Annotated in this window: 19 protein-coding genes; 15 read left to right on the top strand and 4 right to left on the bottom strand. The window is 71.2% G+C overall.

Going from position 1 to position 24,808, the window contains the following annotated elements; translation table 11 throughout:
• The first annotated feature begins 58 nt into the window (after positions 1 to 58).
• Complete coding sequence (locus tag IEY56_RS10515) at positions 59 to 430, top strand: zinc ribbon domain-containing protein (protein ID WP_189037057.1); 372 nt, start codon at positions 59 to 61, stop codon at positions 428 to 430.
• A gap of 184 nt (positions 431 to 614) precedes the next feature.
• Here IEY56_RS10515 and IEY56_RS10510 read toward each other — a convergent pair whose 3' ends face one another.
• A complete protein-coding gene (locus IEY56_RS10510; RefSeq protein ID WP_189036876.1) occupies positions 615 to 1,643 on the bottom strand; it encodes an adenosine deaminase in 1,029 nt (342 codons plus the stop codon).
• Positions 1,644 to 1,744: 101 nt separating this feature from the next.
• On the opposite strand from IEY56_RS10510, the gene IEY56_RS28395 reads away from it, so the two are divergent.
• From IEY56_RS28395 to IEY56_RS10465, 9 genes are all read left to right on the top strand, one after another.
• Positions 1,745 to 2,617 carry a DUF4190 domain-containing protein gene (locus tag IEY56_RS28395; RefSeq protein WP_229711775.1) on the top strand — a complete coding sequence of 291 codons (873 nt, stop codon included), beginning with the start codon at positions 1,745 to 1,747 and terminating at the stop codon, positions 2,615 to 2,617.
• A gap of 133 nt (positions 2,618 to 2,750) precedes the next feature.
• Positions 2,751 to 4,265, top strand: coding sequence for a gamma-aminobutyraldehyde dehydrogenase (locus tag IEY56_RS10500; RefSeq protein WP_189036875.1), 1,515 nt, complete (start codon positions 2,751 to 2,753; stop codon positions 4,263 to 4,265).
• Between the two features lie 140 nt (positions 4,266 to 4,405).
• Positions 4,406 to 5,659, top strand: a complete 1,254-nt coding sequence (locus IEY56_RS10495) for a polyamine ABC transporter substrate-binding protein (protein WP_189036874.1) — start codon at positions 4,406 to 4,408, stop codon at positions 5,657 to 5,659.
• 14 nt (positions 5,660 to 5,673) lie between these two features.
• Positions 5,674 to 6,825 carry an ABC transporter ATP-binding protein gene (locus IEY56_RS10490; protein ID WP_189036873.1) on the top strand — a complete coding sequence of 384 codons (1,152 nt, stop codon included), beginning with the start codon at positions 5,674 to 5,676 and terminating at the stop codon, positions 6,823 to 6,825.
• Positions 6,822 to 7,784 (top strand): ABC transporter permease, encoded by a 963-nt coding sequence (locus tag IEY56_RS10485; protein WP_189036872.1) that lies wholly within the window; start codon positions 6,822 to 6,824, stop codon positions 7,782 to 7,784. Before IEY56_RS10490 ends, IEY56_RS10485 begins: the two co-directional genes overlap by 4 nt.
• Complete coding sequence (locus IEY56_RS10480; RefSeq protein WP_189036871.1) at positions 7,784 to 8,605, top strand: ABC transporter permease; 822 nt, start codon at positions 7,784 to 7,786, stop codon at positions 8,603 to 8,605. The genes IEY56_RS10485 and IEY56_RS10480 overlap by 1 nt, the downstream gene beginning before the upstream one ends.
• Complete coding sequence (locus IEY56_RS10475) at positions 8,602 to 10,086, top strand: NAD(P)/FAD-dependent oxidoreductase (RefSeq protein WP_189036870.1); 1,485 nt, start codon at positions 8,602 to 8,604, stop codon at positions 10,084 to 10,086. Before IEY56_RS10480 ends, IEY56_RS10475 begins: the two co-directional genes overlap by 4 nt.
• A gap of 209 nt (positions 10,087 to 10,295) precedes the next feature.
• Positions 10,296 to 11,774 (top strand): peroxidase family protein, encoded by a 1,479-nt coding sequence (locus IEY56_RS10470; RefSeq protein WP_189036869.1) that lies wholly within the window; start codon positions 10,296 to 10,298, stop codon positions 11,772 to 11,774.
• A 261-nt stretch (positions 11,775 to 12,035) separates the two neighbouring features.
• Positions 12,036 to 12,503, top strand: coding sequence for a hypothetical protein (locus IEY56_RS10465; RefSeq protein ID WP_189036868.1), 468 nt, complete (start codon positions 12,036 to 12,038; stop codon positions 12,501 to 12,503).
• 42 nt (positions 12,504 to 12,545) lie between these two features.
• On the opposite strand, the gene IEY56_RS10460 is transcribed toward IEY56_RS10465, so the two are convergent.
• Together IEY56_RS10460 and gabT are read right to left on the bottom strand one after the other, a co-directional pair.
• On the bottom strand, positions 12,546 to 13,097 hold the full coding sequence (locus IEY56_RS10460) for a phosphatase PAP2 family protein (protein WP_189036867.1): 552 nt from the start codon (positions 13,095 to 13,097) through the stop codon (positions 12,546 to 12,548).
• Between the two features lie 452 nt (positions 13,098 to 13,549).
• Positions 13,550 to 14,899 carry a 4-aminobutyrate--2-oxoglutarate transaminase gene (gene gabT / locus IEY56_RS10455; protein WP_189036866.1) on the bottom strand — a complete coding sequence of 450 codons (1,350 nt, stop codon included), beginning with the start codon at positions 14,897 to 14,899 and terminating at the stop codon, positions 13,550 to 13,552.
• Between the two features lie 338 nt (positions 14,900 to 15,237).
• Here gabT and IEY56_RS10450 point away from each other — a divergent pair, with 338 nt between their 5' ends.
• The 3 genes from IEY56_RS10450 (at position 15,238) to IEY56_RS10440 (ending at position 21,296) form a co-directional block, all read left to right on the top strand.
• Positions 15,238 to 17,544 (top strand): ATP-binding protein, encoded by a 2,307-nt coding sequence (locus tag IEY56_RS10450; protein WP_189036865.1) that lies wholly within the window; start codon positions 15,238 to 15,240, stop codon positions 17,542 to 17,544.
• 61 nt (positions 17,545 to 17,605) lie between these two features.
• Entirely contained in the window at positions 17,606 to 19,405 is a 1,800-nt protein-coding gene (locus IEY56_RS10445) for a PucR family transcriptional regulator (protein WP_189036864.1), read from the top strand.
• A 436-nt stretch (positions 19,406 to 19,841) separates the two neighbouring features.
• Complete coding sequence (locus IEY56_RS10440; RefSeq protein ID WP_189036863.1) at positions 19,842 to 21,296, top strand: aldehyde dehydrogenase family protein; 1,455 nt, start codon at positions 19,842 to 19,844, stop codon at positions 21,294 to 21,296.
• 105 nt (positions 21,297 to 21,401) lie between these two features.
• Here the strand turns inward: IEY56_RS10440 and IEY56_RS10435 are convergent, their stop codons facing one another.
• Positions 21,402 to 21,773 carry a nuclear transport factor 2 family protein gene (locus IEY56_RS10435; RefSeq protein WP_189036862.1) on the bottom strand — a complete coding sequence of 124 codons (372 nt, stop codon included), beginning with the start codon at positions 21,771 to 21,773 and terminating at the stop codon, positions 21,402 to 21,404.
• Positions 21,774 to 21,898: 125 nt separating this feature from the next.
• On the opposite strand from IEY56_RS10435, the gene IEY56_RS10430 reads away from it, so the two are divergent.
• Positions 21,899 to 22,666: a metallophosphoesterase gene (locus tag IEY56_RS10430; RefSeq protein WP_189036861.1), complete on the top strand. Its 768-nt coding sequence runs from the start codon at positions 21,899 to 21,901 to the stop codon at positions 22,664 to 22,666.
• Between the two features lie 154 nt (positions 22,667 to 22,820).
• The gene (locus IEY56_RS10425) at positions 22,821 to 24,737 is read left to right on the top strand and encodes an acyl-CoA dehydrogenase family protein (protein ID WP_189036860.1); all 1,917 of its coding nucleotides are present in this window, start codon (positions 22,821 to 22,823) and stop codon (positions 24,735 to 24,737) included.
• The last annotated feature ends 71 nt before the right edge of the window (positions 24,738 to 24,808 follow it).

Below are 24,808 nucleotides of genomic sequence, written 5' to 3'. Positions count from 1 at the left end.
TATGTGCGCGGTGGTTGGCTACGTGGGACACGTGTACGCACTCGGGAACGGAGCCCCCGTGCTGATCTTCGGCACTTCTTCCAAGATGGTTCAGCTCGCCATGCTGAACCTGCTCTGCAGCTACTGCGGCAACCCCTCGGCTCACTCCTTGCGCAAGCGGGTCACCAAGTTCTCGCTGTTCTTCATTCCGCTCTTCCCGATCATGCCGGCGAAGCACTACCTGCAGTGCACGTTCTGCGGCGGGGCCAGCGAGATAACCAAGGAGAACGCGGACCAGCTCGTCGCCCAGGGCGGCGGCCAGCCGCAGCCCCAGCAGGGCTACGGTGCGCCGCAGCAGGGCAATCCGTTCGCGGGGCAGCAGCCGTACGGCGGGCAGGCGCAGGGCGGTGCCCAGGGCGGACCGCCGCCGCAGAACCCGTACCAGTCCTGACCGGCCCGAGCGGGCCCGGAAGGCGGGGCCGGGCGCGCAGCAGCTCTGTCCCGTCCCCGCCGTCGCACAGTCCGGACGTCACACTGTCTCGCCGTCCGGCCGTGCCGCACAGTTTGGCGTCCCGCCGTTGCGCTGCCCGGTCGTGCTCTGCTGCGTACGGCTCAGCGGTGGGTGGGCGCGCCCGTCAGCCCTGCCGCTGCCACGAGGCCAGGTAGGCGTCGATCTCGTCCTCGAGCCCGGCCTTGGCGGGCTTCTCCATGAAGGACGCCCGCACGGCGTTCTTCGCCAGCGCCGCGATGCCCGCGGCGTCGAGGCTGAGCAGCCGGGCGGCTATCGCGTACTCGGTGTTGAGGTCCGTGCTGAACATGGGCGGGTCGTCACTGTTGATCGTCACCAGGACGCCGGCCTCCACCATCTCCCGGAGCGGATGGGCGTCCAGGTCGTGCACCGCCCGGGTGGCGACGTTCGAGGTGGGGCAGACCTCGAGGGGGATCTGCTGCTCCGCGAGGTGGTGCAGGAGCTGCGGGTCCTGCACGGCGCTCGTGCCGTGGCCGATCCGCTCCGCGCGCAGTGACTCCAGCGCGTCCCAGATCGTCTCCGGACCGGTCGTCTCCCCCGCGTGCGGCACGCTGCGCAGGCCTGACGCGATGGCGCGGTCGAAATAGGGCTTGAACTGCGGGCGGGGGACCCCGATCTCGGGACCGCCCAGCCCGAACGCGATCAGCCCGTCGGGCGGGGCCGCGGTGGCGATGCGGGTCGTCTCCTCGGCCGCCGGTATCCCGGCCTCGCCGGGGATGTCGAAGATCCAGCGCATCACGACCCCGAGTTCCCTCTCGGCCGCGTGCCGGGCGTCCTCGATGGCCTCCAGGAAGGCGGCGTCCGGGATCCCGCGGCTGGTGGAGCTGAAGGGGGTGACCGTCAGTTCGGCGTAGCGCACCTGCTGGCGTGCCAGGTCGCGGGCGACCTCGTAGGTGAGCAGCCGGATGTCCTCGGCGTCGCGCAGCAGGTCGACGACGGAGAGGTAGACCTCGATGAAGTGCGCGAAGTCCGTGAAGGTGAAGAACTCCCTCAGCGCCGCTGGGTCCTTGGGAACCGGGGAGTCGGGATGCCTGGCGGCCAGCTCGGCGACGATGCGCGGAGAGGCCGAGCCGACGTGGTGCACGTGCAGTTCGGCCTTGGGCAGCCCGGCGATGAAAGCGTTGAGGTCGGACAACGGGGAGCCTCCAGTCGGAAGGGAGCCGGATCATCGTATGCGGGCTGTCGTGACGGGCGAATAGCATGGCGTACGGACGAGAAACCCCAGGAGGGGAACACATGGCAGACGAAACCGGACAGCCAGGGCGGTCCGGCGACGGGCAGCACAATCCGTGGGCACCTCCTGACGAGGGCGTCCGGTTCCGCAAGGACGGCGACCCCGGCGGGCCCGCCGGTGGGCACGGGCCCGGCGGAGCGCGGCAGCAGTACGACGGACAGCAGGGCAGCGGCGGGCAGGGCTCCCACAGCCGGCCGGTCGCCGAACAGCCGACGGTCACGTCGAACAGCGGCGCAGTCCCTCCGCCCCCGGTGCCCCCCGCTCCGGGGGCGGCGGCGCAGTCCGGTCCGGCAGGCGCGGGGAGCGGCACCGGGTCGCCCTACGGGGCGTCGCCGTACGGGCAGCCGCCGCAGGGGCAGCCGTACGGACAGGCGCCAGGGCAGCCGTACGGGCAGCCACAGGGACAGCCGTACGGCCAGGTGCCCGGGGCGGCCTACGGCTACCCGTCGCCCTCGCCCTACGGGTACGGGCAGGGCGCCGGGGGGTACGGCTGGCAGAACGTTCCGCTGCCCAACGGCAAGTCGGTCGGGGCGATGGTTCTCGGCATCATCAGCATGGTCGCCGTCGCGACCTGCTGGGGGAGCTTCCTCGGCATCATCACCTCGCCGATCGCGCTGGGGCTCGGTCTCTCGGCACGGCGGGGCGTGGACAGGGGCGAACTCGGCGGTCGGGCGCAGGCCGTGGCCGGGTTCGTGATGGGGATCATCGGGACGGTGCTCTCGGTGATCATCGTCACCGTCGTCGTGCTGATGTTCACGGTCTTCCGCGAGGACCTGGAGAAGTCCGACACGGATCCGGGGTCGGACGGCACGTCCATCGACGCCAGGCACATGGTGACGCTGGTGGTGGACGACGCTGCGGATAGTAGGGCCTAAGTTCATACCGGTTGCCGATTCCGTGGCTTAATCAAATGGCAACGACGGAATCACTTGTTGAATCAGCCTCCTCCTGCCAGGATCGGCGTCCAAACATTGACGGACGCCGCATCGCACATGGCAGGAGAGCTCGATGGTCCAGCGCTTCGACGTGTCCTCGCGCTTCGCAGACGGAGCGCAGTTCACCGCGGGGCGGCTCCGAACAGGCAGTTCAGGGCGCACGCACGCGGTCGTCGACCCGGCGACCGGCGACGAGGTGCTCGGCTACGAGCTGGCGGAGCCGGGAGACGTCGACGAGGCGGTCGAGGCCGCGCACGGCGCCCTGCCGGAGTGGTCCGGTGCGACCCCGGGCGAGCGCTCCGACGCGATGCACCGCTGGGCAGCCGTGCTGCGGGAGCGTACGGACGACTTCGTGTACGCGGAGTCGCTCCAGTGCGGCAAGCCGCTGAAGCTGTCCGAGGAGTTCGACGTCCCGGGCTCCTTCGACAACGTGGCCTTCTTCGCGGGCGCCGCGCGGCAGCTTCCGGGCGTCGCGGCCGGCGAGTACAGCGGCGACCACACGTCGTACGTGCGGCGCGAACCCCTGGGCGTCATCGGTTCCGTCGCCCCGTGGAACTACCCGCTGCAGATGGCCGCCTGGAAGATCCTCCCGGCCGTCGCCGCCGGCAACACCATCGTCCTCAAGCCCTCCGAACTCACCCCGCTGACCTCGCTGATGTTCGCCGAGGCGGCCTGCGAGGCGGGCATCCCGGACGGCGTGATCAACGTCGTCTCGGGTGCGGGAGCGGACGTGGGGGAGACCCTGGTCTCCCATCCCCGCGTCGCGATGGCGTCCTTCACCGGCTCCACCGCCGTGGGGCGGCGGGTCGCGGAGCTCGCCACCGGCAGTGTCAAGCGGCTCCACCTGGAGCTGGGCGGCAAGGCGCCGTTCGTCGTCTTCGATGACGCGGACCTGTCCGCGGCGGTGCACGGCGCGGTCGCCGGAGCGTTGATCAACTCGGGTCAGGACTGCACCGCGGCGACCCGGGCGTACGTCCAGCGCCCGCTGTACGAGGAGTTCGTCAGCGGTGTCGCGGACCTGATGAGCACGGTCCGGGTGGGCGACCCGTTCGCGCCGAACACCGACCTCGGGCCACTGATCTCCCACGCGCACCGCGACCGGGTCGCCGGCTTCGTGGAGCGTGCGCGCTCCAGCGCCACCGTCGTGACGGGCGGCAAGGCTCCCGGCGGCGGACTGGCGAAGGGGGCGTACTACCTGCCCACCTTGATCACGGACGCGCCGCAGGACAGCGAGATCGTCCAGCAGGAGGTCTTCGGCCCCGTGCTGACGGTGCTGCCCTTCGACGGCGACGACGAGGGCATCGCACTGGCCAACGACACCCCGTACGGCCTGGCGGCCTCCGCGTGGAGCCGGGACGTGCTGCGCACGGGCCGGGCGGAGCGCGAGATCCAGGCGGGATGCGTCTGGATCAACGACCACATCCCGATCATCAGCGAGATGCCGCACGGCGGCTACAAGGCCTCCGGTCACGGCAAGGACATGTCCGCGTACTCGTTCGAGGAGTACACACAGGTCAAGCACGTCATGTACGACATCACGGGTGAGGCGCGCAAGGACTGGCACCGCACCGTCTTCGGGGACCGCTGAGCCGGCGGTCCGCCCGCCGTCCCGCCGCTCGGCATCCGCGACCGCACCGCCGCCCGCACGGCCGGACCAGTCCGGCCGTCCCACCGCACCGACGAACCGCACCTCCTTCCCTGTCCCCTCGCTCGCTGGAAGGCAGCCCGATGGACCTGGACCCGCAGCTGTACGAAGGACTGCCCGACCCTGTGCGCAAGGCGTGGGAACGGAGCACGACGAGCGGACGCGCCGCCATGAGCCGCCGGCGCCTGCTCCGTCTGAGCGCGCTCGCCGCCGGAGGTGCGGCGCTCACCGCGTGCGGCATTCCGCCCGCGGAGGGGAGCCGGGGCGGCAACGATCCCGAGGACACCCCCGACTACTCGAAGAAGGAGAAGGTCCTCAACTTCGCCAACTGGCCCCTCTACATCGACGTCGACGACAAGAACAAGAAGAAGCGCCCCACGCTGGACCGTTTCGAGCGTGAGAGCGGCATCAGGGTCAAGTACGTCGAGGACATCAACGACAACAACGAGTTCTACGGCAAGATCAAGCCGCAGCTCGCGGCCGGCCAGGACACCGGGCGCGACCTCGTCTGCCTGACCGACTGGATGGCGGGGCGCGTGATCCGGCAGGGCTGGGCGCAGCGCCTGGACCCGGCGCGGCTGCCCAACGCGGTCGCCAATCTGGAGGACCGCTTCCGCACGGCCGCGCAGGACCCGGGGCGGCAGTACAGCTATCCGTGGGCCGGGACCGCCTGCGTGGTCGCGTACAACAAGAAGGCCACCGGCGGGAAGAAGGTCACCAGCGTCACGCAGCTTCTCGAGGACGAGTCGCTGAAGGGCAAGGTGTCCATGCTCAGCGAGATGACCGACACCGTCGGGCTGACGATGCTCGACTCCGGCATCGACCCGGGCAAGTTCACCGACGACGACTTCGACAAGGTCATCGCCCGCATGCAGAAGGCCGTCGACGCCAAGCAGCTGCGGCGCTTCAGCGGCAACGACTACCTGGACGAGCTCAACTCCGGTGACATCGCGGCCTGTCTCGCGTGGGCGGGCGACATCGTCCAGCTGAAGCTGGACAACCCCGACATCGAGTTCGCGCTGCCCGAGAGCGGCTACCTCTTCGGCACGGACGATCTGCTCGTCCCCGCGAAGGCCCGCCACCAGGCCAACGCCGAGGCGCTGATCAACTACTACTACCAGCCGAAGGTCGCCGCGGAACTGGCCGCGTGGGTCAACTACATCTGTCCCGTCTCCGGCGCCAAGGCGGAGATGGAGAAGATCGACAAGGACGTCGCGGCGGACCCGCTGATCTTCCCGGACGCCGAGACGATCAAGCGGGGGAAGAACTTCCGGCCCATGACGGCCGGTGAACACGCCCGCTACGAGAACAAGTTCGCCAAGCTCATAGGCGCCTAGGCGAGGAATCGGTCATGACGATCACGCTTTCCGGAGTCAGCAAGGTCTTCGGCGGCTTCACCGCCGTCCACCCGCTGGACCTCACCATCCCCGAGGGCTCCTTCTTCGCCCTCCTCGGCGCCTCGGGCTGCGGCAAGACCACGACGCTGCGCATGATCGCCGGTCTGGAAGAGCCGACGGACGGCACCATCCGGCTCGGCGACGACGACATCACCCGGCTCCCGCCGCACAAGCGCCCCGTGAACACGGTCTTCCAGAACTACGCCCTCTTCCCGCACCTCGACGTCGCCGAGAACGTCGCGTTCGGACTGCGCCGCCGCGGCATCAGCTCCGTGCGCAAGCAGGTCGAGGAGACGCTGGAACTCGTCGAGCTGGGCCCGCTGGCCAAGCGGAAGCCCCGGCAGCTCTCCGGCGGACAGCAGCAACGGGTCGCGCTCGCCCGCGCGTTGATCAACCGCCCCCGCGTGCTGCTGCTGGACGAACCGCTCGGCGCCCTCGACCTCAAACTGCGCCGCCAGATGCAGCTGGAGCTCAAGCGCATCCAGACGGAGGTCGGCATCACCTTCGTGCACGTCACGCACGACCAGGAGGAGGCCATGACGATGGCCGACACCGTGGCCGTGATGAACCGGGGACGCGTCGTGCAACTCGGCGCCCCCGACGAGCTGTACGAGAACCCCCGCTCGACGTTCGCCGCCAACTTCCTCGGCACCTCCAACCTCATCGAGGCGGAGATCCTGGCCGTCGAGGGCGCCGAGCTGCGGCTGAAAGCCGTCGGCGCCGACTCCGTCCTCCGGCTGCCCGTGGAGCGCTGCGCCGTGGAGGAACCGCGGGCCGGCGGCAAGGTGCTCGTCGGCGTGCGCCCCGAGAAGATCTCCCTCACCCACGCCGCGGACGCCGAGGACTCCGACGCCAGCGGGACGATCCCCGAGGGCAGCAACGTCCTGACAGGGCGCATCCGGGACGCCGGATACCTCGGCGTCTCCCTGCAGTACGTCGTCGACAGCCCCGTCTGCTCCGAGTTCAGCGTCTACGAGCCGAACGTCGAGCGCGACACGCGGCTCACCCGCGGTACCGAGGTCGTCCTGCACTGGCGGCCGTCGCACACCTTCGCCCTGGACGCGGCCCAGGACGCGGAGGCCGGAACGGCGGAGGAGGCGCTGTGACCGCACCGAGCGTTCCCGCCCCCGCCGGTACCGCTCCACCCCCAGATCGGCCGTCCCCGGAGACCGGCTCCTCCGGGGGCGGCCCGGAAACCCGCCCACGGAAGCGCCTCACGCCCTACTGGCTGCTGCTGCCGGCAGGGCTGTGGCTGGCCGTCTTCTTCGTCGCGCCGTTCTTCTACCAGGCGTCGACGTCCGTGCAGAGCGGTTCCCTGGAGGAGGGTTTCCGCGTCACGTGGGCCTTCTCCAACTACGCCGACGCGCTGGCCACGTACGGCCCGCACTTCCTGCGCTCGTTCCTGTACGCCTCCATAGCCACTCTGCTCTGCCTGCTCATCGGCTACCCCCTGGCGTACACGATCGCGTTCCGCGCGGGCCGCTGGCGGAGCCTGCTGCTGGTGATGGTGATCGCGCCGTTCTTCACCAGTTTCCTCATCCGCACCCTCGCCTGGAAGACGATCCTGTCCGACGGCGGTCCGGTGGTCGGCGTCCTGGAGTCGCTGCACGTCCTGGACGTCACCGCCCTGCTCGGTCTCACAGGGGACGACCGTCTCCTGGCGACACCGCTGGCCGTCGTGTGCGGACTGACGTACAACTTCCTGCCGTTCATGATCCTTCCGCTCTACAGCTCCCTGGAGCGCATCGACCTCTCGCTGCACGAGGCCGCCCGCGACCTGTACGCCGAACCGGCGACCGTCTTCCGCAAGGTGACCTTCCCCCTCTCCATGCCGGGTGTCGTGGCGGGGACGCTGCTGACGTTCATCCCCGCCTCCGGCGACTACATCAACGCGCAGCTGCTGGGGTCGCCGAACACGCAGATGGTCGGCAACGCCATCCAGAAGCAGTTCCTCAACGTGCTGGACTACCCGGCCGCGGCCGCCATGTCGTTCATCCTCATGGCGATCATCCTCGTCGTCGTCACCCTCTACATGCGCAGGACAGGAACGGAGGAACTGGTCTGATGAACGCCCGCACCCAGGGGCCCGCGCCCGTGCGGTGGCTGCGCCGCAACGCCGTCGTTCTGGCAGGACTGGCCGCGCTCGTGTACCTGCTGCTGCCGAACGTCGTGGTGATGCTGTTCTCCTTCAACAAGCCGGCAGGACGCTTCAACTACGAGTGGCGCGAGTTCTCCACCGGCGCCTGGACGGACCCCTGCGGCGTGGCGGACATGTGCGGCTCCCTCGGACTGAGCCTGCAGATCGCCGTGCTGTCCACGCTGGTCGCCACGGCGTTCGGCACGTTCGCCGCCTTCGCGCTCGCCCGCTACCGCTTCCGCGGCAAGGGCACCGGCAACGCACTGATCTTCCTGCCGATGGCGATGCCCGAGGTCGTGATGGGCGCTTCCCTCGGGACGCTCTTCCTCAACACCCGCGTCGACTTCGGCTTCGTGACGATCCTGATCGCGCACATCATGTTCTGCCTGAGCTTCGTCGTGGTCGCCGTCAAGGCACGCGTGATGAGCATGGACCCGCGGCTGGAGGAGGCCGCCCGCGACCTGTACGCGGGCCCGTTCCAGACGTTCCTGCGGGTCACGCTGCCGCTCGCCGCACCGGGCATCGCGGCCGGGGCGATGCTGAGCTTCGCGCTGTCCTTCGACGACTTCATCATCACGCAGTTCAACGCCGGACCGTCCACGGTCACCTTCCCGATGTTCGTGTGGGGAGCCGCACAGCGCGGCGTCCCGGTGCAGGTGAACGTCATCGGCACGGCCATGTTCCTCATCGCGGTGGCCGTCGTGCTCGTCGGCCAGTTCACCGCGAGCCGGCGCAGGAGCCGGTCATGACGACGGCGCGGCACGGCGGCGACGGACCCGGCACGGGCCCGCCCGCGGTCCGCTGCGCGGCGGCACACGCCCTGGCCGGCACCCGTCCCGTGCCGTACTGGCTGGACGACCCGGAGCACCGGCCCGAGGCGCTGCCCGCGCTCACAGGCGACGAGGAGTGCGACCTGCTCGTCGTCGGCGGGGGTTACAGCGGCCTGTGGACGGCGCTGATCGCGAAGGAGCGCGACCCGCGCCGGGACGTCGTCCTCGTCGAGGCCAAGGAGGTCGGCTGGGCGGCCTCGGGACGCAACGGCGGGTTCTGCGACTCCTCCCTCACGCACGGCTTCGCGAACGGACTGGCGCGCTGGCCCGGGGAGTTCACCACGCTCGAACGTCTCGGACAGCGCAATCTCGACGCGATCGAACATGCCGTGCAGCGCTACGGCATCGACTGCGACTTCGAACGCACCGGCGAGATCGGCGTGGCGACCCAGCCGCACCAGGTCGCCGAGCTGCGCGAGGCCGCGGAACAGGCGAAGCGCCTCGGGCTGGACGCGGACGGCTGCGCCGCGGGGGAGGAGAACGTGACCTTCCTCGACCGCGACGCCGTTCGCGCCGAGGTCGACTCGCCGTCCTTCCTCGCGGGCCTGTGGTTCCGCCGCGGCGTCGCGCTGCTCAACCCGGCGAAGCTCGCCTGGGGCCTCAAACACGCCTGCGTCGAGGCCGGCGTGCGCGTGTACGAGAACACCCCGGCCCGCCAACTCGCCTCCGACGACTCCACGGTGGGCGTGCGCACCCCCTACGGGCGGGTGCGGGCCAGGCACGTCGCACTCGGGACGAACGCCTTTCCGTCGCTGCTGCGGCGGGTCCGCCCGTACATCGTCCCCGTGTACGACTACGCCCTGATGACGGAGCCGCTGAGCGCGGAGCAGCGCGACTCACTGGGCTGGCGGAACCGGCAGGGACTGGCCGACAGCGCCAACCACTTCCACTACTTCCGTCTCACCGGCGACGACCGCATCCTGTGGGGCGGTTACGACGTCCTGTACCACTACGGCAGCAGAATCGCCGCTGAGTACGACCAGCGTCCCGAGACGTTCCACAAGCTGGCCGGACACTTCTTCGACACCTTCCCGCAGCTGGCAGGGCTGCGTTTCAGCCACGCGTGGGGCGGCGTCATCGACACCTGCTCGCGCTTCTCGCCGTTCTTCGGCACTGCACACGGCGGCCGCGTCAGTTACGCGGCCGGGTACACGGGGCTGGGCGTCGGGGCGACCCGGTTCGGTGCGGAGGTGATGCTCGACCTGCTCAGCGGGGAGCAGACCGAGCGCACGCAGCTGGAGTTCGTCCGCAGCAAGCCGGTGCCGTTCCCGCCGGAACCCTTCCGATGGGCGGGCATCGCACTGACGCAGTGGTCGCTGGCGCGGGCGGACGCCCGTGGCGGCCGCCGCAACCTGTGGCTCCGGACGCTGGACTCCATGGGCATGGGCTTCGACAGCTGAACCCCTCGCGCATGTAGGGACGTCGCCGCTGTGCGGTGCCGCCGCGTCCGTTTGTTGCGGAATGGCGGTGATGCAGTGGATGCGTCATAGAGTTCTGGGATTTTCCTACCTGTCAGTACCCGTCCTGGTTACGGTTCCTGATTGTCAGGAGCGGTCCGTCGCCGAGACCGGCCGGACTGCTCACGGGGGGAGAAACCAGGGGGACTCACATGTCCGCACTGCACGGCTCGTCTTCGCGTGCCCTGAGCGGCGGAGCCAATTCGACCAGCGGCAGCTTCGGGCGGATGTTCCCGGACCTGCCGCCCCGCCGCCCCACCGGGCTCGAACAGGCCAAGGAGTTCGGCCTCCCCGGCGGGAAGATGGACGGCGGCCAGACCACCGAGGACCAGGAGAACCCGAACCTTCCCGCCGGCTTCACCTACCTCGGGCAGTTCATCGACCACGACCTCACCCTCGACGCCATGTCGGAACTGGGGCAGCGGTCGGACCCCGCGGCGGTGACCGATTCCCGGACGCCCCGCCTCGACATGGACAACCTCTACGGCGCGGGCCCGGTCGTCAGCCAGCACCTGTACGACCCGACGTCCCACGACACGAAGCTCGCCCACTCGGCGGACGGCGTCGACCTCGCCCGCACGGACGGCGGAGTGGCCCTCATCGGGGATCCGCGCAACGACGAGAACCTCATCCTCGCCCAACTGCACCTCGTCCTCATCAAGTTCCACAACGCCGTCGTCGACGCGCTGCGCTCGGGGCGCATCACCGACGCGGTGGGGCGCAGGCTCCCTTCGATGCCGCCGGAAGAGCCGCAGGACGAACAGCCCGGCGTGCCGCTGGACCAGCTGCTGGACGTAGAGAACTACTACAACACCGTCTTCACCAGCGCACAGCAGCTCGTGCGCTGGCACTACCAGTGGCTCGTCGTGCACGAGTTCCTCATGCGGGTCGGCGACCCGGAACTGGTACAGGACGTGGAGAAGAACGGGCCGCGCTTCTTCAAGCCGCAGCAGTCCGTCTTCATGCCGGTGGAGTTCGCTGCCGCGGCGTTCCGCTTCGGGCATCCCACAGTGCGTTCGTCGTACCGCGTCAACGAGAACTTCACGGGCAAGATCTTCCCCGACGACCCCGAGGCGGGGACGGAGCCGCGCACCGACCTGAGGGGCGGGCCGGTGCGCCCCGAACACGCCGTCGACTGGAGGTACTTCTTCCCCGCCGGCGGTCGGCGTCTGCACCAGGACACCAAGCGCATCGACAGCGTGCTCAACAGCCAGCTGCTGGACCTACCGGTCAGCGCCGTGCCGGGTGCGAAGAAGGGAGCGCTGGCGAGGCCGGTGGCTTCCCTCGTCGTACGGAACCTCCTGCGCAGCGAGACGCTCGGACTCCCGTCCGGTCAGGACGTGGCACGCAAGGTCGGCGAAACCCCGCTCACAGACCGGGAGCTGGAGAGCGAAGGCCCGAGCTATCTCTGGTACTACATCCTCAAGGAGGCGGAAGTACGCGCAGAAGGGCTGCATCTGGGCCCCGTCGGCACCCGCATCGTCGCCGAGGTGCTCATCGGGCTGCTCGACGCCGACCCCACCTCGTACCGCTCGGCCTACCCCGACTGGCGGCCCACCCTCGCCGACGGCTACGGGCGCTTCGGCCCCGCCGAACTCCTGCGCTTCGCCGGTGTGGTCGACGGGGACTGACCGCACCGGCCGGAGGGCAGGCTCTCCCTCGCACATTCCCGTACGGATGTGCACCTCGGGCACAAGCAGGCTCGGCCACGCACGGATGCACACGGGAACGGCGGGAACTGCCGGCCGGAACGTGCCGCGCGTGACCCGCGGGCGCGCTCACCGTGGCGCGGCGCGGGCCACGCCCGCACTCGGCACGATCCGGGAGAAGTGAGCGAGTCCGGCATGTTCCGCCTCTCCTCCGTGGCATGCGCGCACGGGGAGGGGGCGGACATGACCGGTACTGCCGGGGAAGCGGGGGCCGTCGAGTGGCTGGCGTCGGCGGCGGACGACCCTCAGGCGTGCAGGGCGGAGTGGGAGAGCAGCCCGCCGGGCGTCGTGCTGCTGCCGGCGGGACGCATGTGGGACGTGCTGATGGTCGGCGGGCTCCTGGGATATCCGACGCTGGACGCGCTCACCGGCTGGCCGGAGAGACCCGGACCGGTGCTCGCCGACTTCGGCTCCGCCCGGATCGGCTTCTTCGTCCCGCCGGGGACGGCCGCCCGCTGGGCGGACACGGGCGTACGGTGCGCGGGCCGCGGCACATGGATCGTCGCTCCGTGTCCGGGCAGGGCGTCCGGGGGTGCGCGCTGGCTCATACCGCCGGACGGGTCGGGGACGCTCAACGACCCGGTGGTGCTGGAACTCGCCATGCAGGACGCGGCCGCACGGGTCGGCGGAAGGGCACGGGGAGACGGCTGAGAGGTGCGGCAGGCGAGCGGAAGCCGCCTGACCGGGAGGCGGTCAGCTGCCGGGACGCTCCGTCGCCGGTTCGGGTCCACCGGCGTCCGGGATGCCGGGCGGCGGGTCGCTCCGCCGCGGGTGCGGGGATGCCCGCACACGACGCCCCAGTCCGCGGCGGACGGCCGCCGCGGCCCCGGCCAGCAGCACCCAGCTCAGGCACAGGCTGGCCAGCACGTCGAGCGGCCAGTGGTAGCCGCGCCAGACGAGTCCGGCGCCGCACAGGACGGTGAGCATCGCCGCGGCTGCGGGCGCAGGCCAGTAGGGAAGCCTGCGCACCGACAGGCACAGCAGCAGCGCGGCACCTCCGTAGGCGACGGCCGCCGTGGCGGTATGGCCGGACGGGTAGTAGTTGACGCCGCCCAGCGGTCCCGGCCTGCCCAGCCACACCTTCACGAGGGAGACGGCCACGGCCGCGCCGGCCAGCGCCCCGAACACGCACAGAGGAGCCAGCCAGCGCCGCACCCGCACGGCGGCAGCCGCGTACGCGCACGCGGCGGCGAGGACGGGCAGCGCGACCTCGGGATTGCCCAGATCCGCGAGGAGTTCGCTCACCGCGGTGGGAGGGGACGAGCGCCGCAGCGCGGCACCGAGCCGTGCGTCCAGGGCCAGCAGCGGTCCGCCTACGGCGACCTGCCAGGTGACGAGCGCGAAGACGGCGCAGCACAGAAGGGAAGCGGCGCGGTGAACAGCCGACCGCCCCGGAACAGGGGGGAGAGTTCCGGAGCGGTCGTATCGACCGGCTTTCCGCGGGCCCCGGGGGGTGTGGGGCGGGCGGTCCCCCGATCGGTGAGGAGCGTGCGCCAGGGCACGACCGGGCTCGTCTTGGGGAGAGACGGGCTCGGGCCAGGTATCCGAAGTGGAGTTCCGGAGCACCCGGCGAATGCTGAAACCGTACGGCAGGCCGCGAAGACCGGACAGCCGGATTACGCTCCGGCCATCGGCCTCGCACAGATTCTTCACGCCGAACGCTTTCCGCACTCCGTCCGCACTGGTCCCGGGCTCTGTCAGAGGCCTGCCAGGGCGTTCTCCAGCACGTCCAGGCCCTCCGTGAGCAGGGCTTCGTCGATCACCAGAGGCGGCAGGAAACGCATGACGTTCCCGTAAGTGCCCGTGGTGAGGACGAGCAGCCCGTCCTGATGGCAGGCCTTGGCGAGCGCGGCCGTCACCTGCGGGTCGGGCTCCTTGCCGCCGGGCTTGACGAGCTCGATGGCCAGCATCGCGCCGCGCCCCCTGACGTCCCCGATGACGTCGTACTGCCCGGCGAGCTTCTGCAGCCGCGGCTTCATGATCTCCTCGACGCGCCTGGCGCGGGCGGCCAGGTCCATCTCGCGCATCGTCTCGATGGCGCCGAGGGCCGCGGCGCAGGCGACGGGGTTGCCGCCGTAGGTGCCGCCGAGGCCGCCGGAGTGCGCGGCGTCCATGATCTCCGCGCGGCCCGTGACGGCGGCGAGGGGCATACCGCCGGCGATGCCCTTCGCGGTGGTGATCAAATCCGGGACGATGTTCTCGTCCTCGCAGGCGAACCACTGGCCCGTGCGGCAGAAGCCGGACTGGATCTCGTCCGCGACGAAGACGATCCCGTTGTCCTTCGCGAACTGCGCGATGCGCGGCAGGAAGCCCTTCGCCGGCTCGATGAAGCCGCCCTCGCCCAGCACCGGCTCGATCAGGATCGCCGCCACGTTGTCAGCGCCGACCTGCTTGCTGATCTGGTCGATCGCCTGAGCCGCGGCCTCCTCGGCGCAGTTCTCGGGACCGGTCAGCCAGCGGTAGGGGTAGGCGACGGGAACCCGGTAGACCTCGGGCGCGAACGGGCCGAAGCCGTGCTTGTACGGCATGTTCTTCGAGGTGAGCGCCATCGTCAGGTTCGTGCGGCCGTGGTAGCCGTGGTCGAAGACGACGATCGCCTGCCGGCGGGTGTACGTGCGCGCGATCTTGACGGCGTTCTCCACCGCCTCGGCGCCGGAGTTGAACAGCGCGCTCTTCTTCGCGTGGTCCCCGGGCGTCAGCTTGGCGAGCTCCTCGCAGACCTCGACGTAGGGCTCGTACGGCGTCACCATCACGCAGGTGTGGGTGAAGGCCTCCAGCTGCGCGGTCGCGCGCCGCACGACGGCCTCGGCGCTGTTGCCCACGCCCGTCACGGCGATGCCGGAGCCGAAGTCGATGAAGGAGTTGCCGTCCACGTCCTCCAGTACGCCGCCGCCCGCCCGCTTGGCGAAGACGGGCATCACGGTCCCGATCCCGTCGGCCACGGAGGCCTGCTTGCGGGCCATCAGCTCCTGGGACTTCGGACCGGGAACGGACGTGACGACGCGGCGCTCCTGGGGGAGGGCCGGGCCACCGGTCATTTCCGTCATAGCGCTCTCTTTCGGGGCGAAGGGGCCTGCACGTCTCTCGCAGGCTAGAGGCAGGGACAAGGGGGAGACATGCACCGGTGCGGAGAAGTCACGGTTTCGTGTTGGCCGCCACGGACATAGGCAGAGGGGGGGGCCGACCCGTCCGGTGGGGAGGTCCCGGCCGCCGCAGCGGAGGAGCGGGGGACGCGACGCCACGTGCGTCCCTCCGCAGCGGGAGCGGTGCGTTCGCCGTACGCGCAGCGGTTTCGGCTCCGGGCCTGAGCCAACTCCCCTCGCCGGCGGCTAGATTGGTCGCCGGGAGCGACAACGCAAGGGCCGGGCAAGGGTAGAGGCGGCACATGGACATGGAGTCTCCGCGCCGGAGGCAGAGTTCGGACGGTACGTACGACCCGGAAGGCAACCCGGAAGCAGCGGCACATCCCGGTACCGAGGCGTCGGCGGCGGGGTCGCCGGCAGGGACGCTGCCCCGTCAGCAGCGGGCGCCGGGAAGAGGCGGAGGGCATCAGCCGCCGGTTTCCCACCCCGGTCCCGCCGATCCGAAAGCCGGCACCTGGTCCGCGCCTCCGTCCGCAGCATCCCAGACCGTGGCGGCTCCTGGGGCGGGGCCGTCGCTGGCCGACTGGCTCCGGACTCCGCGTCCCGACGCGGAGCCGGGCATCTGGCGTTTCGGGTACAAGCCGCTGCCGCCCCCCGACCCCGACCGTATCCCCGCACGCCAGCTGATCAGCGGTGCCGTCGTCTCGTTCCTCATCGGCTGGCTCATCTGGTCGCTGCTGTACAACAACTACCTCGGCAACTACTGGATGTGGCCCCTGTACGTGCTGACCCCGGACGAGTGGGTCGGGGGGGACGCATTCGACGTCGCATCCCACATGTACCTGGGGCTCGTGATCGCCGGACTCGCCGTCGTCTTCGGTCGACTCGGACGCTGGCCCGAGGTGGCCCGGCGTGCGCGGGGGCGCGTGATCCGCATCGCCGCTTCCCGTGCGGAGGCTCGCGAGACACCCGAGGTTGCCCGGCCCGTGCCTGCGCCGGCCCCCGAGCACGACCCGGTCGAATGGCCGGAACTGCGCGTCGCGGGCGCCGCGGAGGCCGCCGAACGGCTCGCCGGGGAGGTGCGGGGCGGTCACATGAGCGATGTGGACCATGCCCGCATCCGGCGCGCGTGGGAGTCGGTGCGGTCCCAGCCCGGGCGGCTCGGCGCCTTCGTCGACACCGTCCTCTCGCACGGCGCCGCGGCTTGCGCCCACCCGTCCGGTCAGCGGAGCCTGCCGCAGGACCGAGCCGCCCGTCACGATCTGCGGCTCCGGCAGGTGCGCATCGGCACCGCACCCGACAGCGAGCGCAACCCGCACCCGTACCGCGGAGCGGGCGTGGCTCTCGAACCCTCGCTGCTCGGCACGTCGGCTCTCGTCGTGGGGCCGCCCGCCTCCGGCAAGACGGAGCGGGTCGTGCGCCCGGTGACGGAGTCGCTGTGCCTGCAGGCACTCGCGGGGCAGGCAGCCGTCGTGGCGGTGACGGCCCGCGGGGCACGGCTGGCCCCCGACGACTCGTTCGACGCGGTCGTCCGCGTGGGAGACCGGGACTCCGTGCACGACCTCGACCTCTACGGTGGGACGAGCGACCCCGACGAAGCCGCCGGGATGCTCGCCGAGGCCCTCGTCGGCGACCTGGCTGCGACGCTCCCCGGTGGTGACAGCCGGCGGGCGGCCACGACGCTCGCTCAGCTCATCGGCCCGTTCCAGGCCGCGCACGGCTCCTTCCCGGACGTGCAGCAGCTCCGTGAACTGCTCGACGGCTCCCCCTCCGCGCTGGACGGGCTGCGCGCCGCGCTGGAAGAGGAGGGCGCGGCAGCCCAGCTCCGTGAACTCGACGCCCACAGGCGGCAGTCGGGACGTCCGGACGACCCCCGCCCGCTGCTGGCCGACCGCATCGCGCTGCTGGACCGTCCGGCGTTCGCGGGCTTCTTCCAGCCGGAAGGCGCGGGGGAGAAGCGCACGGCCTCTCCCCGGCCCCTCTCGCTGCGTGCCCTGGAACATCCCCTGCGCGTCCGCATCGATCTCCCGGAACACGGCCACGCGGAGGCCTCGCGCATTCTCGCGCGCCTCGTCCTCGCGCAGTTCGTCGAGTGCGTGACCGCACGGAGGGACCAGTCCCTCTTCGCGGGGCTCGTGCTCGACGACGCGTCGCAGACCGTCACCCCGCAGTCCCTGCGCGGGCTCCAGCGCCTCCGCTCCGTGGAGGCGGGGGTGCTGCTCACCCTGCGCGGTCTGGACGACGTACCGCAGCCCCTGCGAGGCTCGCTGCTCGGTGCGGTCGGCTGCCGGATGGTCTGCTCTGGCGTCACGCCGTGGGACGCGGAGCACTTCGCCGAGGTGTGGGGCAAGGAGTGGGTCGAGACCCGCGACGTCACCAACCGCCAGCTGGTCTCGGACGAGCCCTTCACCCGGGTCATGCACGCCGTTCGCAGGCTGGCCACGGGCAGGCACGTCACCGCCGAGTCCGTCACCGTGCGGAAGGTGCAGCGGGAGCGGTGGTCCGCGTCGGAGCTGGCGAACGATCTGCCGCCCGGACACGCTGTGTTGTCGCTGATGACGGTCGGTGGCGAGCGGACCCCGCCGATCCTCGCGAAGCTCGGGGAGTGATCCCGGGAATGACTTCGGGAATGACCGAAATGAGCCGGGCGCCTGTACGGTGAGCTTTGTTATGCCACCGACACTCGCCTCGCTCGTTCAGCACTCCGCACTGCGGCTGGCGGTGCTCACCGGGCAGGACCGGCTGGACACCTCCGTACGCTGGGCGCACGCGAGCGAACTGGCCGATCCCACGCCCTATCTGGAGGGTGGCGAACTCCTGCTCGTCACGGCGCTGAAGCTGGACGCCGAGGACGCGGACGCCATGCGGGAGTACGTGCGGCGGCTGGCCGGAAAGGGCGTCGTGGGCCTCGGATTCGCCGCCGGCGTCAACTACGAGAAGGTGCCCGACGCGCTCGTGGACGCCTGCCGCGAAGCGGACCTCCCGCTGCTCGAAGTGCCGCGGCGCACCCCCTTCATCGCGATCAGCAAGGCCGTCTCGGCGGCCATCGCCGCCGAGCAGTACCGCGCGGTCACCGCCGGCTTCGACGCGCAGCGGGAGATGACCAGGGCGGCGCTCTCCCATGAGGGTCCCTCGGCTCTGCTGGCCAAGCTCGCCTCGCAGGTGGCGGGTTGGGCCGCGCTGTACGACGCCTCGGGGGCCATGGTCGCGACGGCGCCGAACTGGGCCCTGCGTCGCGCCGCGCGGTTCGTCGGCGACGCCGAGCGGCTGCGGGACAGACCCGCGCCCGCGAGCGCCGTCGTCAGCGGAGCCGAGGAGGGCGACGACCGTGTCGAGCTCCAGTCGATCGGCGGCGGACGCCGCGCGCGGGCCGTGCTGGCCGTCGGGACGGCGGCGCCGCTCGGCACAGCGGAGCGCTACGCCGTGCACTCCGCGGTCGCACTGCTGACGCTCACGATGGAGCGTTCGCGGGCTCTGCAGGAGGGCGAACAGCGGCTCGGCGCCGCGGTGATGAGGATGCTGCTCTCCGGCGAGCCGGACCACGCTCGCGCGGTGGCCGGAAACCTCTACGGCGGACTGCTGGACGCCCCCATGCGCGTCCTGGTGGCGGAGCCCGCGTCCGCCTCCGCCGTGCGAGGACGCGGCAGCGCGGCCGCCGCGGGAGCGGCGGGCGCCGGCTCGGGGTCCGGCGGGTCCGCCTCCGCCGGATCGGGCGGCTCCGGCGAGGGTGCGTCAGGCGGCTCGGGGGTCCGGCTGCCCGTCGTCACCGTCACCGAGGCCTCCTCCGTGCGGGTCCCCACTCCGGACGGCGTCCCGGACGACTTGACCCGCCCTCTCGACCAGCTCGCGGATCTCGCGGAGACAGCCGCGTCCCGCAGCGGCGAGGCCGTGCTCGTCGTGCCGGACGGCAACCGCCTCGTGGTGCTCGCTTCCGACGGGGGATCGGCGTTCGCCGCCTGCGCGCAGTACGCGTCGTCCTTCGCCAAGGCGCTGGAGGCGTCCGGCGCGTGTGGCGGGCCGCACCACAACGGCGCGGGCGCGGCAGCGGAGGACGCACTCTTCATCGGCGTCTCGGCGCCCGCCGGGCTCGCCGCCGCGGCGGTCGCCTTCAAGCAGGCCGACCAGGCGCTCTCGGTCGCCCGCCGGCGCGGCGCTCCGTTCGTCGAGCACGAGGACGTGGCGGCGGGGTCCGTCCTCCCCCTGCTCGCGGACGACGCTGTACGGGCCTTCGCCGACGGCTTGCTGCGCTCGCTGCGCGATCACGACGCGAACGGCAGGGGCGATCTGGTGGCTTCGCTCCGTGCCTGGCTCTCCCGGCACGGACAGTGGGACGCGGCCGCCGCCGATCTGGGCGTGCACCGGCACACCCTGCGCTACCGGATGCGCCGCGTCGAGGAGATCCTCGGCCGGTCGCTCGACGACCCGGACGTGCGCATGGAGCTGTGGCTCGCGCTGAAGGCCACGGGCTGACGCCGTACTGCCGTACGTCCCCCACGCCGACTGCTCCTGACGCCCCCTGGTGACCACCCGTCCCGCACCATGCCCACCAGGCCCGCCGCGCCGTCGCGCCACGGCACCGGCCTTACGCGACCCGTTCCACTCCGACGCAGCCCCCGCCGCGCCGTCGCGCCCGCGCGCCCCCTCCCCGTTCGCCCCTGCGCGAACACCCGTGAGCTCCCCGTACCGCCCGCATCGCCACGGAGCAGACGGCGCCACCACCGTGCCCGTGCCAATACGGCGTGCGCCCCGTCCGAAGTCTGCCGCGCCGGACAAGAAGCGCCCCTTCCCCCAGCCCCTACCGTTGGGCAGGGGAGGGCAACAGGTGCCCCGTGGCGCCGGACGCCGGTCCGGCACCGTCGCTCTTCCCGTTCACGACATCCACCCCTTCCGGAAGGGCGGCCCCGCAGTGACGACAGCGACTTCCCCGCAAGCGTTCTGGCTCGCCGGCCGCAAGGCCACCGGCAGCGACACGCTCGATGTCACCTCCCCCTGGGACGGGCGGCTCGTGGGAAGCATCAGCCTTCCCACCGCCGACCAGGTCGAGGAGGCCGTGTCAGCCGCTGCCGCCGTGGCCGACGAGTTCTCCGCGACGCCCGCGCACGTACGGGCCGCCGCCCTCGACCACGTCGTGGAGCGCCTGAAGGAGCGGGCGGAGGAGATCGCCACGCTGATCTCCGCGGAGAACGGCAAGCCCATGAAGTGGGCGCGCGGAGAGGTCGGCCGGTGCGTTTCGGTCTTCCGCTGGGCCGCCGACGAGGCCCGCCGCTTCAACGGGGGGGAGGCCCAGCGTCTGGACTCCGACGCGGGCGGAGTCGGACGGCTCGCCTACACGCGGCGCTTCCCCTACGGTCCCGTGCTGGGCATCGCCCCCTTCAACTTCCCCCTCAACCTCTGCGCCCACAAGGTCGCGCCCGCGCTCGCGGTGGGGACGCCGATCATCCTCAAGCCGGCGCCCGCGACACCGCTGTCCGGTCTGCTGATCGGAGAGCTCCTGGCGGAGACCGATCTTCCTGCCGGTTCGTGGTCCGTGCTGCCCGTGCCGAACGACCGCATGCCGGAGCTGGTCCAGGACGAGCGGCTGCCGATCATCTCCTTCACCGGCTCCGCGCCCGTCGGCTGGTCGATCCTCGACTCCGCCCCCCGCAAGCGCGTCACGCTCGAACTCGGCGGCAACGGGGCGGCGATCGTGCTGGGCGACTTCGACTCCGAGGCCGACCTCGACTGGGCGGCGCAGCGCATCGCGACCTTCTCCAACTACCAGGGCGGGCAGTCCTGCATCTCGGTGCAGCGCGTCATCGCCGACGCCTCCGTCTACGACCGGCTGGTGCCGAAGGTCGTCACCGCGGTCGAGGCCCTGCGCACCGGGGACCCGTCCGACCCCGCGACGGACGTGGGCCCGCTGGTCAGCGAGGACGCCGCGAAGCGGGTGGAGTCCTGGGTCGACGAGGCGGTCTCGAAGGGAGCGAAGCTGCTGACGGGCGGCGAGCGCGACGGCGCCACCTATGCGCCGACCGTGCTGGAGAACGTCCCGGCGGACACGCAGCTCGGCTGCGAGGAGGCCTTCGGCCCGGTGATGTCGTTCACCAGGGTGGACGGTGAGGCGGAGGCCTTCGCGGCGGCCAACGACTCCAAGTACGGCCTCCAGGCGGGTCTGTTCACGCACGACATCCAGGCGGCGTTCCGGGCACACCGCGCTCTGGAGATGGGCGGCGTGGTCGTCGGCGACGTGCCGTCCTACCGCGCCGACCAGATGCCCTACGGGGGCGCCAAGCAGTCCGGTGTGGGCCGCGAGGGCGTGCGCTTCGCGATGGAGGACTACACGTACGAGCGCGTCATGGTGCTGACCGGTCTGGAGCTCTGACAGGCGGCACTCCTGGACGGACCGAACTGAGTACGTGGATGCCGGCGGCGCGTGGGGGCGCCGCCGGCATCCGCCTGCCTGCACTGTCTGCCGTGCTCGGACCGCTCAGATCGCGGCGAGGTCCCCCGCGAAGACGACCATCTGATCGATGCGGCCGTCCCGCAGGTGCACCATGTCGGTGCCGGTGAGAAGCAGGCGCCCTGCCTCGTTGTGGTAGCTCCAGCTGTAGCGCGCCCACTCGCCGGGGGCGTCCACGACAGTCGTACGGGTCACGGTGCCGGGCCCTTCGGGATGGGCGCGGAGTTCGGTGATGAAGTTCTCCACGGCCTCGACGCCGACGCTGCGTCCCAGCGGGCCCCAGAAGACGATGTCGGACGTCACGGCACTAGCGAGCAGTTCCGTCACATAGGCCGGGCTCGAAGCGTTGAATGCGGCAAGGAAGAGATCTACAGCGTCTTCGCTGGGTTCGGCCTGCATCCCTCTGTCCTACCAGATGACGCACCCGGTGAAGACCCCGCAGCCGGCCCGCGCGAGGGCGACGCGTCCCCACCAGCAGCGCGGGCATCGACGTCCGGCCCCCGGCCGGCGGAAGGAGCGAGCAGTTGTTCGTCTTCGCGCACATCAGCGACACGCATGTCGGGCAGGACCGCGATGACGGGGGCGCCCGCGCGCGCGAGCGCACGGAGCGGGTGCTCCGCTTCCTCGACGCCCTCCCCGGAGAGCTGGACGCGGTGATCCTCACCGGCGACGTCACCGACCATGGGACGCCCGGGGAGTACGAGGAGGCGGCGAAGCTCCTCAGCGGTTCGCGTCACGCTCTGCTGCACTGTCCCGGCAACCACGACGCGCGCGGACCCTACCGCGCCGCTCTGCTCGGGGGAGACCCTGACGACACGTCGCCGGTGGACCAGTTGCACGTGCTCCCGGGGGCGGTCTTCGCGATGTGCGACAGCAGCGTTCCGGGACGCGGGGAGGGCTACCTCGGCGACGCCACCCTCGCCTGGCTCGACGACGCTCTCGCCCGTGCGCCGAAGGACAGGCCCGCCTTCGTGTGCTTCCACCATCCGCCGCTCCCGCTGCACGGGCAGTACGTCGATCCGATCCGGCAGTACGGCGAGGAGCGCCTCGCCGCCGTCGTCGCACGCCACGCTCACGTCGCGGCGTTGCTGTGCGGGCACAGCCACACCCCTGCCGTGACCTCGTTCGCCGGGCTTCCGCTCGTCGCCGCTCCGGGTGTCGTCTCCAGCCTGCGGATGCCGTGGGAGGGCGAGGACCACGGGCCTCTCGACTACGCGCTGCCGCCGATGCTCGCCTACCACGTCCTCGACGACGAGCTGCGGCTGACCACTCACTTCCGGGTGGTGCCCTGACAGGGCGACGCGAGGGCGGTCGCGTGCGGATGCCCCGGGGGACAGGTGCGCCGAGTCTGGTAGGCATCGGAGGAATCGGGTACATACGAGCGAGTAGCACCGTCCGGTAGTGCACGGCGAACACTGTCCCCACCCCCGCGGCGAGATGAGTGAGATGACTGTCTCCGAGCGCGAAGCCCGAGAAGTAGCCGAGGCCGCACGTGAACAGGACTGGCGCAAGCCCAGCTTCGCCAAGGAGATGTTCCTGGGCCGCTTCCGGCTGGACCTGATCCACCCCCATCCCGAACCGCCGGCCGAAGACGTACGGCGCGGCGAGGACTTCCTGGCCAAGCTCCGCGACTTCTGCGAGACGTCCGTGGACGGCGCGCGGATCGAGCGTGAGGACCGCATTCCCGACGAGGTGATCGCCGGGCTGAAGGACCTGGGCGCCCTGGGCATGAAGGTCGGCACCGAGTACGGCGGGCTCGGCCTCACGCAGGTCTACTACAACAAGGCGCTGGCGCTGGTCAGCAGCGCGAGCCCCGCCGTCGGAGCGCTCCTGTCCGCGCACCAGTCCATCGGGGTGCCGCAGCCGCTGAAGATGTTCGGCACCAAGGAGCAGAAGGACACGTTCCTGCCCCGCTGCGCCCGCACCGACATCTCGGCCTTCCTCCTCACGGAGCCGGACGTCGGCTCCGACCCCGCGCGGCTCGCCACCACGGCCGTGCCGGAGGGCGACGACTACGTCCTCGACGGCGTGAAGCTGTGGACGACGAACGGCGTCGTCGCCGACCTCCTCGTGGTCATGGCCCGCGTCCCTAAGTCGGACGGACACCGGGGCGGCATCACCGCCTTCGTCGTGGAGGGCGACTCGGAGGGCATCACCGTCGAGAACCGCAACACCTTCATGGGCCTGCGGGGCCTGGAGAACGGCGTCACCCGCCTCCACCAGGTGCGCGTCCCCGCTGCCAACCGCATCGGCAAGGAGGGCGAAGGGCTCAAGATCGCCCTGACCACGCTGAACACGGGACGCCTCTCGCTGCCCGCCACCTGCGTGGGCGCCGGCAAGTGGTGTCTGAAGATCGCCCGCGAGTGGGGCGAGGCACGCGTGCAGTGGGGCCGTCCCGTCGCCAGGCACGAGGCCGTGGGCAGCAAGATGTCGTTCATCGCGGCGACGACGTACGCGCTGGAGGCCGTGGTCGACCTCTGCGGTCAGATGGCCGACGAGGAGCGCAACGACATCCGCATCGAGGCCGCGCTCGCGAAGCTCTACGGCAGCGAGATGGCGTGGCAGATGGCCGACGAGCTGGTGCAGATCCGCGGCGGACGCGGCTTCGAGACGGCCGAGTCCCTCGCGGCCCGGGGCGAGCGGGGCGTTCCCGCTGAGCAGCTGCTGCGGGACCTGCGGATCAACCGCATCTTCGAGGGCTCGACGGAGATCATGCATCTCCTCATCGCGCGGGAAGCGGTCGACGCGCACCTGTCCGTCGCCGGTGATCTCATCGACCCGGACAAGACCCTGTCCGACAAGGGGCGCGCGGCGGTCGCCGCCGGCGGCTTCTACGCCCGCTGGCTGCCGAAGCTCGTCGCGGGTACCGGCCAGCTCCCGGGCGCGTACGCCGACTTCGGGCAGCTCGCCGAACACCTGCGGTACGTGGAGCGCACGTCGCGCAAGCTGGCCCGCTCGACCTTCTACGCCATGTCCCGCTGGCAGGGCCGGATGGAGACCAAGCAGGGCTTCCTCGGCCGGATCGTGGACATCGGCGCCGAGCTGTTCGCGATGAGCGCCGTCTGCGTGCGTGCGGAGAAGGCGCGCCGGGACGCGCTGAGCAGCTCGATCGAGGACGGCAAGGCCGCGTACCAGCTCGCTGACGCCTTCTGCAGGCAGTCGCGCGTCCGGGTCGAGGAACTGTTCGGGCGGCTCTGGAACAACACGGACGACCTGGACCGCAAGGTCGTACGCAACATCCTCGACGGCGCGTACACCTGGCTGGAGGAGGGCGTCGTCGACGCCTCGACCGAGGGCCCGTGGATCTCGGAGGCCGCCCCGGGGCCGTCGAAGAAGGAGAACGTGCACCGCCGCATCCGCTGAGGGGCGCGAGAAGCGAGGCGAGGGCGGGCGTCCGGCACTGAGCGACCCGGTGCCGGGCGCCCGCGCCGTCC

Source organism: Streptomyces daqingensis (genome assembly GCF_014645895.1).
In the GTDB taxonomy this organism is placed as follows: domain Bacteria; phylum Actinomycetota; class Actinomycetes; order Streptomycetales; family Streptomycetaceae; genus Streptomyces; species Streptomyces daqingensis.
The sequence above is the reverse complement of the archived record's forward strand: the minus strand, read 5'-3'. Positions and strand labels throughout refer to the sequence as shown.